Origin of the sequence: Streptomyces sp. NPDC048248, from assembly GCF_043201875.1 — a bacterium.
GTDB lineage: Bacteria > Actinomycetota > Actinomycetes > Streptomycetales > Streptomycetaceae > Streptomyces.
This window is the reverse complement of sequence record NZ_JBICZL010000014.1, coordinates 1-12,070: the sequence shown is the minus strand read 5'-3', so window position 1 is coordinate 12,070 and position 12,070 is coordinate 1. Positions and strand designations below refer to the sequence as shown.

Sequence of the window (12,070 nt, the reverse complement as noted above, 5' to 3'; positions counted from 1 at the left end):
TGTCCCCCTCCTCAGGGGTGGAACCAACAGAACCGAACGCGAGTGGTGGGATCTCACTCTCAACGGCAGGACCAGTCAAGGGTTTTTGCAGGCGAGGGAACAACCGTTACCGCTCCCCTTACAACAGAGTCCAACAAGCCCTACCGTAAACACCCGTCAGTGAGCGGTACCCGACTCCCCACACCTCTCGCGAGGACGGAGGACGCGAACCATGCGCGTTCATATCCGCACCACCCCACTGCGAGGTCATCGAAGAATCGTCGGAGCGCTGTCCGCCGCGCTGCTCTGCACGGCAGGGGTGACCGCCCAGCCCGTCGCGGCCCGCACTCCCGACGCCCCGGTCACCACCCTGGCCGGCACCGACACCGCGCATTCCCCCGCGTCACGGCTTCCCGACGGGCTCGCCAAGACGCCGCCCATGGGCTTCAACAACTGGAACTCCACGCACTGCCGGGCGGAGTTCAACGAGGAGATGGTCAAGGGCATCGCCGATCTCTTCCTCGCCAAGGGCCTCAAGGACGCGGGCTACCGGTACGTCAACCTCGACGACTGCTGGGCGTTGCCCGAGCGGGACGCGAACGGCAAGCTGGTGGCCGACCCCCGTCGCTTCCCGCACGGCATCAAGGCCGTCGCCGATTACGTCCACTCCAAGGGCCTGAAGTTCGGCATCTATACGAGCGCGGGGACCAAGACCTGCAACGAGGCCGGCTTTCCCGGTTCCCTGGGACATGAGGTCTCCGACGCCCGTCAGTTCGCCGACTGGGGCGTCGACTACCTCAAGTACGACAACTGCAACAACCAGGGCGTGGACGCCCGGTACCGCTACCGCGCCATGCGGGACGCCCTGAAGGCCACCGGGCGGCCCATCGTCTACAGCATCTGCGAATGGGGCGAGAACAGGCCCTGGGAGTGGGCGTCGGACGTAGGGCACCTGTGGCGCACGACCGGTGACATCAGCGACAGCTGGTCGAGCATGCTCGGGATCCTGAAGCAGAATCTGCCGCTCGCTCCGCACGCGGGCCCCGGCCACTGGAACGACCCGGACATGCTGGAGGTCGGCAACGGCGGGATGACGGACACCGAGTACCGCAGCCATTTCGCGCTGTGGTCGATGATGTCCGCCCCGCTGCTGATCGGCTCCGATCTGCGCAAGGCGACGCCGGAGACCTACGAGATCCTGGGCAACAAGGACCTCATCGCGCTCGATCAGGACGAGCTCGGCAAGCAGGCCACCGTCCTGGCGTCCGAGGGCGGCCGCTGGACGCTGGTCAAGGAGCTGGCGAACGGTGACCGCGCGGTCGCCCTCTTCAACGAGACCGGACAGCCACAGCGCATCACCACCAGCGCCCGGCAGGTGGGTCTCCCGCAGGCGGACGGCTACCGCCTGCGCGACCTCTGGCAGCACCGCGACCAACACACCACCGGCACGATCTCGGCCACCGTCCCCGCCCACGGCACCACCGTCTACCGAGTCTCCGCCGACCGGCGCTGGGCGGACTACCCGCCCGCCGTCGAGGCCGGCACCGACGGTACGCCGCTGGTCGAGAACGACACCCCCACCGGCCTGCGCTCGACCGTAGGCAACCTGGGCGGCACCCCCGCCAGGGACGTGCGGGTCACGCTCCGGGCCCCGGACGGGTGGCAGGTCTCGGCGACCTCGCCCCCCGACGCCCGCGCGCTGCTCGGTGGCGAGACGCTGCGCACCGACTGGAAGATCACCGCGCCGGCCGGGGCGCAGCCAGGGGGTTACGAACTGACACTGACCGCCGCCTACCGCGCGCCTGACGGACAGCGGCTCACCACCACCCTGCCCGGCTCCGCCCATGTCGTGGTGCCCCCGCCTGCGGGGACGGCGTACGCCGCCGAGCTGCCGTGGCTCACCGTCGCCAACGGTTGGGGCCCGGTGGAGCGGAACACCAGCGTCGGGGAGAGCGAGGCCGGCGACGGCGGGCAACTCACCATCGGCGGGACCGTTTTCGCGAAGGGGTTGGGCGCGCACGCTCCCAGCGAGGTGAGCTTCTACACCGGCGGCCGGTGCACCGCGTTCCGCGCCCGGGTCGGTATCGACGACGAGTCGGGCGACAAGGGATCGGCCGGCTTCGAGGTCTGGGCCGACGGCAAGCGGCTCACCGAGAGCGGCACGCTGACCGGCGAGGACGCCGCCGGGACGGTCGACGCCGACGTCTCGGGGGCACGCACCGTCCGCCTCGTCGTGACCGACGGCGGGGACGGGGTGGACCACGACCACGCCGACTGGGGCGACGCCAGGTTCAGCTGCTGAGGGGCCGGCTGCCGCCGGGCGGGCCCACGGCCCGCCCGGCACTCAGCAGGTGCGCAGCCCGGGGACCGGCTGATCGTTCCGGCCGCCGGTCAGATAGACGACGCTGACGTAGACGCCGGAGTTACCGCTGTCGTCGTCGGTCTTGGCCCACCAGACGTTGGTCCACTTCCCGTACGTCTCGCGGCGGCCCAGATTCGCCTGGCAGTAGAAGTAGTTGGTGCCCGCGTTGAGCGTGCCGACCTGCTGGAAGGAGTCGGTGTAGGAGGTGGCGGTCCGCCACACCTGGCAGTTGGCCTTACCGCCCCCGATGCCCACACAGGACGGTCCCTCCGTCGGGTCGCCGCCACCGCCGCCGCTCGTACCGCCGCCGTCGCCACCGCCTCCGGTCGTGTCGCTGCCGCCGTCCGAACCACCGGACGTGCCGCCGCCGTCCGAACCACCTTCGTCGCCACCGTCGCCGGATCCGCCGTCCTTCCCGCCCGAACTGCCTTCCCCGGCACCTGCTTCGACGTCCTCGGAGGCGCCGCCACCGGCGGGCTTGCCGGACGCGGAGGGTGACGGGCTCGCGCCCTCGCCCTTGTCCGTGCCCTTGGCGTCGTCCTTGCCGGCCGTCGCGCGCTGCTCGTCGGCCGGCGCAGGCTTCACCGCCGACTCCGCCGCCTGCCGGCCCCGTTCCGCGACGGGGTCGCCCGCACCCCCGCCGACCAGCGCATACGTCCCACCACCGGTCGCCAGCACGGCGAGCACCGCGGCCACTGCGAACACCACGCGGCGGCGACGCCGGGCCGGCAACCGCGCGGTGTCCTGCTCGGACCGGCCCGATGGGTGCGGGTAGCTGCCCGTACTGCCGACGGGCGGGCCACCGACCACACCCGGCGGGTCGTAGCCGACCGCGGCGACGGACGGGCCCGCGGGAGCGCCGTCGGAGGCGCCAGGGACGGGACGCGCCGCCGGGACAAAGCCGGCCCCGACCGTCGGCGAGCCGGCGAGAGCTGATCCGCTCGTGGCGTCTGGGTCGCAGGGCGCGGCCGGACCGGCGGACGGCGGCACCGGCTGCGCCGGGCTCCCCGGCGCTCCTTGCGCACCGGGCCCCGACAGCCAACTCGTGGGCGGCGCCTGGCCGTTCGACGGGCCGACGGGCGCGCCGCCGCCTGCGGCCGGGCCTGCCGCACCCTGCATGCTCTGCCCGGTCTGCCCGCCGCCCGGTCGGTCCTCGCCCTGCGCGCCGACGCCCTGCGGCGAAGGCGGCGGAGGAGTCGCGCGGACATCCATCGCGGTGGGCACCGGCGCCGCCCCGGGAGCCTGCACCGGTGCCGGCTCCCGGCCCTCGGCCACCGCCTCCAGCATGCTCCGCGCCGCGGCGGCGGACGGCCGTTCTGCCGGGTTCTTCGCCATCAGCGCGTGCAGCACCGGCGCGAGCGGACCCGCCTGCCGTGGCTCCGGCAGCGGCTCGGTGACGATCGCGGTCAGCGTCGACCAGACCGACGTCCTGCGAAACGGCGCGCCGCTGCCCTCGACGGCGGCGTACAGCGTCATGCCCAGCGACCAGATGTCCGACGCGGGGGTGGGATCCATGCCCTGCGCCCGCTCCGGCGGCAAGTAGTCGAGGGAGCCGACGAGTTCGCCGCTGCGGGTGATGTTCGTGGTCGCGCCGTCGCCCGGCGCCTCGATGCTGGCGATGCCGAAGTCGGTGAGGACCACCCGGCCGCTGCTGTCCAGCAGGACGTTGCCGGGCTTCACGTCACGGTGCAGGACACCCACCCGATGGGCGGCGTCCAGCGCGTCCATCACCTGGGCACCGATCCGGGCGATCTCCCTGGGGTCCAGGGCGCCGCGACTGCCGATGGCGTCGTCCAGCGACGGGCCGTCCACCAGCTCCATCACGATGACCGGCCGGCCGTCCTCGTCGATGACGTCGTGGACGGTGATCACGCCGGAGTGCCGGATACGTGCCGCGGCACGCGCTTCGCGCTGCATACGGGTGCGCAGGTCGGCGAGCTCCGGTGCCGAGGCGTCGGTGTAGGCGCGCAGGACCTTCACCGCGACCTCGCGGCCCAGCACCTCGTCGACGGCGCGGCACACCACGCCCATGCCGCCACGTCCGATCCGGCCGGTCACGCGGTATCTGCCGCCCAGGACGCGGCCGGTCAGGTCGGCGTCCTGCCCCCGCCGGGGGCCGCTCACGGCGGCGGCACCGGGTGTGCCGCCCCCCTGGGGCCCGGGTGCACCGCCCGCCGCACCGGACTCGTGCACGCCGTCCGCCCCGCCGGCCTGATCCGCTCCGCGCTGCTCACGCTCCCCCGCTGTCACCGTCGCCGATTCCCCTCGTTGCCCGTAGCACTGCCCGTCGTCGTGGGCTACAGCCTAGAGACTTTCCGTTGCCGCGAGGCAGGCAACTTCGTACCGACCGCTACCGGTGGGCGCGTCGGACGTCCCGACCGGCATCCGGGCTGACACCCCGTGCCGCGGAGCCGCCTCTCCGGGTCGGCCGGGCGCGTGCGTCCTCGCCCGGCCACCGGTGTGCTCCGGTCAGGCTGCGGCTGCCTCGGCGGCCGCCGCCTGGGCAGCGCGCCGCTCGCCCGCGGCCTGCGACCGCTTGGCGTACAGGGCGGTCCAGACGCTCAGCAGACCGAGCACCCCGTAGGCCATGGCCGGGCTGATGACCACCATGGCGCCGGTGTCCACGACATAGGCCAGGGCGATCCGCACCCCCGCCTCCGCGAGGTAGGCCACTCCCCATACGGACGTCATCACGGTCATGGTGCGGCGGAAGCCTTCGTACTGCCACATGCCGTTCCACCAGGCGGTGCTCTCCGGGGTGCCGTCGGTGGCGAACTTGCGGCCGAAGTAGAACATCAGTGGACGCGGTGCGAGCAGGGTGGCCAGGCAGAGAACCCCGAACAGCCCGGTCACACCGGAGTCCTTGATGATGAGTGCCCGTGCCGAGTGCGCGCCGATCAGCGAGACGAAGGCCGTGATGGCCAGGAACACCAGCGTGACGACGGCGAATTCGTCGAGGCGGCGGCGCCAGGCCAGATGCACGGCGCTGTCGAGCACCGGCCAGGCGCCGCTGAGCAGCAGCGCCGAGAAGTCGCTCCAGCCGTGGTCGGTGAGCGCGTTGAAGGTGACGATCGGCGCGACGACATTGAGGCCGATGGTCAGGATCCATCCGAGCGCGGCGGCGGGCCCGGAGCGGGCCGGCGGTGCGGGACGGGCTCCGTGGACTTCCTGAGCGGACATTTTTCCCCCGTGGACATGCGTGATGAGTCAGGCAGGGGAAAACGTAAACGACCTGGTGGGCAGGGTGAGCATCCTGGAGCCAAAATCCTCACCAAGTCATCCGGCGGTCGCCGCCGCCTCGGCGGGCCCCCCACCGGAGCGCGGCGGGCGCTACGGCCTCAGCCCGTGGGCGCGAAGGCTTCGAGGCGGGACTCCTGTGCGGCGGCCGCGGCGGCGCCCACCAGCCCGGCGTCGGTGCCCATTTGAGCGGGTACGACCGTCAGATCCGACACGAAGGACAGCGTCGCGTAGTCCCGCAGGGCGGCACGCAACGGGGCGAAGAGCACCTCTCCCGCGCCGGCCACGCCGCCGCCGATGACCGCGATGTCGATCTCGACCAGCGTCGCGGTCGCGGCGATCCCGGCGGCCAGCGCCTGCGCGGCGCGTTCGAAGGAGCGGAGGGCGACGGGGTCGCCGGCATGCGCAGAGGCGGCGACCGCCGCGGCGCTGGTGTCGCCGTCGGCGCCCGGCAGCCATCCGTTCGCCAGCGCCCGGCGGGCGATGTTGGGTCCGCTGGCGATCCGTTCGACGCAGCCACGCCCACCGCACGGACACGGATCGCCGTCCAGATCGACGCTGATGTGGCCGATGTGGCCGGCGTTTCCGGTGGGGCCGGGATGCAGGCGGCCGTTGAGGACGAGGCCACCGCCGACGCCGGTGGAGACCACCATGCACAGCGCGTTGGCGCGGCCGCGGGCCGCACCCTGCCAATGCTCGGCCGCGGTCATCGCCACACCGTCACCGACCAGCACCACCGGGCACTCACCGACCAGCGCCCGCACACCGGCGACCAGCGGGAAGTCGCGCCAGCCGGGGATGTTGACCGGGCTGACGGTGCCCGCGGAGGCGTCCACCGGGCCCGCGCTGCCGATCCCCAGTGCCGCCACCCGCGCCCAGTCCGGGCCCGCCGCCAGCTCCGAAACGACCTCGGCGACCGCGCGCATCACGGTCGCCCCGTCCCGGTCGGCGGGCGTGGGCCGCGCCGCCCGTACGATCATCCTGCCGCGACCGTCCACCAGAGCGCCGGCGATCTTGGTGCCGCCAATGTCCAACGCTGCGCTGAGGTCCATCTGCATCGGTGTCGAATCTCCTGGTGGGCCCGGGGGCCGGGGGTGCCGGCCCGGCATGAGAACACCCAGTCTCCCTTCTGTTGACAACGTTGTCTAGAGGCTATGCTCGACGGCATACCCCGACGCCGACAGAATCAGGACCGCACACCGTGAGCGACACCGCCCGGGGCACCTCCCGCCGCTACGGCACCCGGCCCACGATGAAGGATGTCGCGGCGCGCGCCGGTGTCGGACTGAAGACGGTCTCCCGCGTGGTCAACGGCGAGCCGGGCGTCACTCCGGACACCGAACGACGCGTCCAGGAAGCCATCACGTCCCTGGGGTTCCGCCGCAACGACTCCGCCCGCATCCTGCGCAAGGGCCGGACGGCCAGCATCGGGCTGGTGCTGGAGGATCTCGCCGACCCCTTCTACGGCCCGCTCAGCCGCGCCGTCGAGGAGGTCGCCCGCAGCCACGGCGCACTGCTGATCAACGGCTCCAGCGCCGAGGACCCGGCCCGTGAACAGGAGTTGGCGCTGGCTCTGTGCGCGCGCCGGGTGGACGGCCTGGTCGTCATCCCCGCCGGTGACGACCACCGCTATCTGGAGCCGGAGATCGCGGCCGGGATCGCGACGGTCTTCGTGGACCGCCCGGCCGGCAAGATCGACGCCGATGTCGTGCTCTCCGACAGCTTCGGCGGCGCCCAGGACGCGGTGGCGCATCTCATCGCGCACGGCCACCGGCGGATCGGGTTCATCGGTGACCAGCCGCGAATTCACACCGCACGGGAGCGGCTCCGCGGCTACCGCACGGCGATGGCCGCGGCAGGGCTGCCGGTGGACGACTCCTGGGTCTCGCTCGGCCCCACCGCCCCCGAGCGGGTGCGGGGCGCCGCCACCGCCATGCTGGACTCCCCCGAGCCGGTCACCGCACTCTTCGCGGGCAACAACCGCGTCACCGTCACCGTCGTCCGTGTCCTCGGTGTACGCCCGCACCAGGTGGCCCTGGTGGGCTTCGACGACTTCGAGCTGGCCGATCTCGTCCAGCCGGCGATCACGGTCGTCGCCCAGGACGCCGCCCGCCTGGGGCGGACGGCCGCCCAGCTGCTCTTCCGCCGCCTGGAGGGCGTCGACGACCCGCCGCGGCGGGTGGACATCCCGACCCGCCTGATCGCCCGCGGTTCGGGCGAGCTGCGCCCTGTGGAGAGTTGAGAGCGAGCGGAGAGCCCACGGACCGGCGGGCGCTGACGACAGCCGCGCGCGGTCGGGGCCCCGGAAGAGGACCCCAGCTCAGGGACCTGGGGGGCCTGGCCGCCGCCGCAGGGCGGCGCACACCGGTCGCCGTTCCTCCTCGACGCCGCCGGGCGCGAGCGAGGTCTCGTGGCCGCCCGGAGCTCGCAGGCTCCCAACGGCGCTCGCCCGAAGCTCATTTGACGAGGCATCACATCGCAAGAATGCAGGCCCCTCGCGGAACGCCGCTGCCCCGGCCGTGGCGCCGGAGGGCGTCGACCGGGGCAGCGGGCAGCGGCCGGCCGTGGGCCGGCCCGGGATCAGGCGGACTTGGCCGGACGGCCGGCGAGGGCGTCCAGGTCGGCGCGGGTCAGGCCGGTGAGGCGGGCGACCTCGGCGGTGTCGACGGCGCCGCAGTCGAGGCCGCGCAGCAGGTAGCCGCTGAGCGCCTTGGCGGTGGCCGGCTCGTCCATGACGTCGCCGCCGGCCTTGGCCACGTACGCGGTGAGCCGGGCCGCGGCCTGCTCCAGGCCCTCGCGGTAGAAGGCGTAGACCGCGGCGTAACGGGTCGGCAGGTGGCCCGGGTGCATGTCCCAGCCCTGGTAGTAGGCGCGGGCGAGCGACCGGCGTACGAGACCGTGGTGCAGCCGCCAGGCGTCGTGCACCTGGGCCGTCGGGCCGACCGGCAGGACGTTGGTCGAGCCGTCCGAGAGGCGGACGCCGGTGCCCGCCGCGGCCACCTGCATCACGGCCTTGGCGTGGTCGGCGGCGGGGTGGTCGAGCGACTGGTGGGCGGCGCTGACGCCGCAGGAGGCGCTGTAGTCGAAGGTGCCGTAGTGCAGGGACGTCGCACGGCCCTCGGCGGCCTCGATCATGCGGGCCACGGTGGCCCGCCCGTCGGCACCCAGGATCGACTGGGTCGTCTCGATCTGGATCTCGAAGCCGATCCGGCCGCTCTCCAGACCGCGGGCCTTCTCGAAGGCTTCCAGCAGCCGCACCATGGCGGTGACCTGCTCGGCGTAGGTCACCTTGGGAAGCGTGAGGACCAGCCCGTCGGGCAGGCCGCCGGCCTCCATCAGGCCGGTGAGGAAGATGTCGAGGGTGCGGATGCCGCGGTCACGGACGGCGGCTTCCATGCACTTCATCCGGATGCCCATGTACGGAGCCGCGGTGCCGTCCTTGAAGGCGGCGGCCACCAGGGCGGCCGCGCGCGCGGCCGCCTCGTCCTCCTCGGCGTCGGAGCGGGGGCCGTAGCCGTCCTCGAAGTCGATGCGCAGGTCCTCGATGGGCTCGCGCTCCAGCTTGGCGCGGACGCGGTCGTGGACGGGCCCCGCGAGCTCGTCGGAGATGCCGAGGACGGCGGCGAGCGCGGCGGCGTCCGGGGCGTGCTCGTCGAGGGCGGCGAGTGCCTGGTCGCCCCAGGAGCGCACGGTGCCCGCGGTGTAGACGTCCCCTGGGACGTAGACGGTGTGAACGGGCTGGCGGGTGCCGGGGTCGCCCGGGTAGCGCCGGGCCAAGTCGGCGTCGACCTCGGCAAGAGCGGCTCCGATTCCCTCACGTACGGTGTGCGCAAGGCTCGTTGCCACGGTCTCCTGCTGCCCCATTCGACACCCTCCCGGTGCTCACGCCCGACGATCGAGCGTTTTTCCGTCTAGCGGAATCAACAATCCGTATAGCGAAGTTAACCGTGTCGGGTGCCGAGGTCAACACCCTCTCCCCCGCAGCGACGCAGGTCACGGGCCCACGGACGGCCAAACTCTGTGGCGCCGGGGACCACGGGGCCGTCACACTCGCCCTCATGACATGGATCGCACCACACATCGACCGCAGGGACCTTCCGACGGCGGCCGCCGAACGGGAGATGTTGCAGGGCTGGCTCGACCGGCACCGCGACACCCTGCTCACCAAGTGCGCCGGGCTCACCCCGGAGCAGCTGGCCGAAGCCAGCACCCCGCCGTCCACACTCACCCTGCTCGGCCTGGTGCGGCACATGACGGACGTCGAGCGTGTCTGGGTCCGGCAGCGCTTCGCCGGTGAGCAGGTCGATGCCCGCTACTTCACCGACGAGAACGCGGACGCCGATCTCGACGACATCGATCCTGCCGGCGCGGAAGCGGCGTACGCCGCCTTCCGAGCCGAGGTCGAGGTGTGCGACGCGGCGGTGGCCGGCCGCGGCCTGGACGAGCTCTTCCGCAACCCCCACGGCGACGGCAAGCTGAACCTGCGCTGGGTCTACGTCCACCTGATCGAGGAGTACGCGCGGCACAACGGCCACGCGGATCTCCTGCGCGAGCGGATCGACGGCGCGACGGGCGACTAGGGCGTGACCGCTCACGCCGTCAGGTGAGGGCTCCTGGGGCTGCTGCGGAGCCGGGCGCCTCAGGCACGCTCCGCGGCGAACGGGCCGCCGGAGCGGAAAGCGTGAGCGGCGAAGCGGTCGCCGATCCTGCGATGGGTGGCGGCGTCCGGGTGGAGCTGGTCGGGCAGCGGCAGTTCGGCGAAGTCGGCCTCGCCGTAGAGATCGCGGCCGTCGAGGTAGGACAGGTTCGGGTCGTCGACCGCCCGCTGCTTCACGATGCGGGTCAGTTCGTCCCGGATGACGTTGAGCGTCAGCTTCCCTGCGGCCCGTTCCGCGGGGTCGCCCATCGCCTTGAACTGCAGCCGTCCAGCGCCCAGGTTGCTGAAGTCCGGGGCGGCGGGGCCGGGTGTGTCCTCGTGGATGGGACACAGGAGGGGCGAGACGACCAGCAGGGGCGTGGTGGGGTGGCCCTCGCGGATGGTGTCGAGGAAGCCGTGCACCGCCGGACCGAACGCACGCAGGCGCATCAGGTCGGCGTTGACGATGTTGATACCGATCTTGACGCTGATCAGATCCGCCGGGGTGTCGCGGAGCGCGCGGGCGGTGAACGGGTCGAGCAGGGCGCTGCCGCCCATGCCCAGGTTGGTCAGCTCCACGCCGCCGAGGGAGGCGGCCAGCGCGGGCCAGGTCGTGGTGGGGCTCGCGGCGTCGGAACCATGGCTGATCGAGCTGCCGTGGTGCAGCCACGTCCTGCGGCCCCGGTCCGGCAGGGGTTCGACGGGGGCATCGGTGCGCAGCGCGACGAGTTGGGTGATCTCGTTGTGCGGCAGCCAGATCTCGATGTCCTTGACGCGGTCGGAGAGGCCGGTGAACCGGACGGTGCCTACGGGGCCGGGCCGGACTTCCGAGGTCCCGGTGGCCATGTCCACCATCAGCACATTGCCGCCGGGCACACTAGCCTGTCCCGCCGGCCGGCCGTCGACGAGCAGGTCGTAGAGGCCGTCGGGGCGCGGCGGAGCGCCCTGGTAGGCGTTCTTGGTGCGCAGTGCGTCCAGTTCCACGGCGGTGGCCCGGGTGCGGAACACCAGCCGTACGCCGGACGGTTGGGCCTCCGCCATCGCCAGCTGCCCGTCGGCGCACTGGGCGCGGGCCCGGGCGGGCAGCCGGTGCGGCAGCACACCGTGTTCGGTGCGCTCCAGATCGAGCGCGCCGCGCAGCAGATCCGCGGTGAGCGGCATGGTGATCCAGTCCGTCGCGCGGGCCGCCGTGGGGGCTCCGGTGACGTCATCGAGCGGGTCATTCATGCCGGGCATTCTGCCGGTCGGTCGCCCCTCGGCCCAATGGTTTCTTAGGCTGAAGCGTCCGCCACCGAACACCAGGAGGCCTTGTGCCCGTCGTCGTCGCCACCATGAGGACCAAGCCCGGCCGCCGCGAGGACGTTCTCGCGGCTTTCCGACGGCACGCGCCCGCCGTGCACGCCGAGCCCGGCTGCCTGCTCTACGCCGCGCACTCCGGCGACGACCGGGTCACGATCGTCGAGCACTGGGCGGACCAGGCCGCCCTCGACGCCCACTCGGCCGGCCCGGCGATGGCGGCGCTCATCGGGGACATCACGGACGCGATGGCCGCGCCGGTGGACGTCGCGGTCCTGGAGCCGGTGCCTGCCGGGGATCCCGCGAAGGGCGTACTGACCAAGGGCTGAGCGCGCCCGTCGGGAGATCGGCGAGGACCCGAGAGCCCGAAGACCCGCACACCACCGGCCCGGTTCGCGCGTGGCGGTACGGGGCCGGTGGTGTGCGGGTCTTCTGTGCCTGTGGGCTCGGGCGAGCCCAACGGTCTCAGCCCTTGCGGGTCTTGACCTCTTCGGTGAGGGCGGGGACGACCTCGAAGAGGTCGCCGACGATGCCGTAGTCGACGAGGTCGAAGATCGGGG

Annotated in this window: 9 protein-coding genes; 4 read left to right on the top strand and 5 right to left on the bottom strand. The window is 72.7% G+C overall.

What is annotated here, in order from left to right:
* The first annotated feature begins 211 nt into the window (after nt 1-211).
* Nucleotides 212-2,281 carry an NPCBM/NEW2 domain-containing protein gene (locus ACGFZW_RS28250; RefSeq protein ID WP_393896056.1) on the top strand — a complete coding sequence of 690 codons (2,070 nt, stop codon included), beginning with the start codon at nt 212-214 and terminating at the stop codon, nt 2,279-2,281.
* Nucleotides 2,282-2,323: 42 nt separating this feature from the next.
* Here ACGFZW_RS28250 and ACGFZW_RS28245 read toward each other — a convergent pair whose 3' ends face one another.
* The 3 genes from ACGFZW_RS28245 to ACGFZW_RS28235 all read right to left on the bottom strand — a co-directional run bounded on the left by ACGFZW_RS28245 (nt 2,324) and on the right by ACGFZW_RS28235 (nt 6,636).
* The gene (locus tag ACGFZW_RS28245) at nt 2,324-4,465 is read right to left on the bottom strand and encodes a protein kinase (protein ID WP_393896055.1); all 2,142 of its coding nucleotides are present in this window, start codon (nt 4,463-4,465) and stop codon (nt 2,324-2,326) included.
* 345 nt (nt 4,466-4,810) lie between these two features.
* Nucleotides 4,811-5,521 (bottom strand): VC0807 family protein, encoded by a 711-nt coding sequence (locus ACGFZW_RS28240; RefSeq protein WP_393896054.1) that lies wholly within the window; start codon nt 5,519-5,521, stop codon nt 4,811-4,813.
* 158 nt (nt 5,522-5,679) lie between these two features.
* On the bottom strand, nt 5,680-6,636 hold the full coding sequence (locus ACGFZW_RS28235; protein WP_393896053.1) for an ROK family protein: 957 nt from the start codon (nt 6,634-6,636) through the stop codon (nt 5,680-5,682).
* Nucleotides 6,637-6,779: 143 nt separating this feature from the next.
* Here ACGFZW_RS28235 and ACGFZW_RS28230 point away from each other — a divergent pair, with 143 nt between their 5' ends.
* Nucleotides 6,780-7,820: a LacI family DNA-binding transcriptional regulator gene (locus ACGFZW_RS28230; RefSeq protein ID WP_393896052.1), complete on the top strand. Its 1,041-nt coding sequence runs from the start codon at nt 6,780-6,782 to the stop codon at nt 7,818-7,820.
* A 338-nt stretch (nt 7,821-8,158) separates the two neighbouring features.
* Here ACGFZW_RS28230 and ACGFZW_RS28225 read toward each other — a convergent pair whose 3' ends face one another.
* Nucleotides 8,159-9,442 carry a DUF6986 family protein gene (locus tag ACGFZW_RS28225; protein ID WP_393896051.1) on the bottom strand — a complete coding sequence of 428 codons (1,284 nt, stop codon included), beginning with the start codon at nt 9,440-9,442 and terminating at the stop codon, nt 8,159-8,161.
* Nucleotides 9,443-9,636: 194 nt separating this feature from the next.
* Between ACGFZW_RS28225 and ACGFZW_RS28220 the strand changes: the two genes are divergently transcribed.
* Nucleotides 9,637-10,158 carry a DinB family protein gene (locus tag ACGFZW_RS28220; protein ID WP_393896050.1) on the top strand — a complete coding sequence of 174 codons (522 nt, stop codon included), beginning with the start codon at nt 9,637-9,639 and terminating at the stop codon, nt 10,156-10,158.
* 59 nt (nt 10,159-10,217) lie between these two features.
* Here ACGFZW_RS28220 and ACGFZW_RS28215 read toward each other — a convergent pair whose 3' ends face one another.
* Nucleotides 10,218-11,441 (bottom strand): GDSL-type esterase/lipase family protein, encoded by a 1,224-nt coding sequence (locus ACGFZW_RS28215; RefSeq protein ID WP_393896049.1) that lies wholly within the window; start codon nt 11,439-11,441, stop codon nt 10,218-10,220.
* Nucleotides 11,442-11,524: 83 nt separating this feature from the next.
* Between ACGFZW_RS28215 and ACGFZW_RS28210 the strand changes: the two genes are divergently transcribed.
* Nucleotides 11,525-11,839, top strand: a complete 315-nt coding sequence (locus ACGFZW_RS28210; RefSeq protein ID WP_393896048.1) for a putative quinol monooxygenase — start codon at nt 11,525-11,527, stop codon at nt 11,837-11,839.
* Nucleotides 11,840-12,070: the final 231 nt, after the last annotated feature.

Excerpts from the sequence above, each read along its gene's own strand:
- ACGFZW_RS28250 (WP_393896056.1), top strand. The coding sequence starts at position 212 with ATGCGCGTTCATATCCGCACCACCCCACTGCGAGGTCATCGAAGAATC.
- ACGFZW_RS28240 (WP_393896054.1), bottom strand. The coding sequence starts at position 5,521 with ATGTCCGCTCAGGAAGTCCACGGAGCCCGTCCCGCACCGCCGGCCCGC.
- ACGFZW_RS28235 (WP_393896053.1), bottom strand. The coding sequence starts at position 6,636 with ATGCAGATGGACCTCAGCGCAGCGTTGGACATTGGCGGCACCAAGATC.
- ACGFZW_RS28225 (WP_393896051.1), bottom strand. The coding sequence starts at position 9,442 with ATGGGGCAGCAGGAGACCGTGGCAACGAGCCTTGCGCACACCGTACGT.
- ACGFZW_RS28220 (WP_393896050.1), top strand. The coding sequence starts at position 9,637 with ATGACATGGATCGCACCACACATCGACCGCAGGGACCTTCCGACGGCG.
- ACGFZW_RS28215 (WP_393896049.1), bottom strand. The coding sequence starts at position 11,441 with ATGAATGACCCGCTCGATGACGTCACCGGAGCCCCCACGGCGGCCCGC.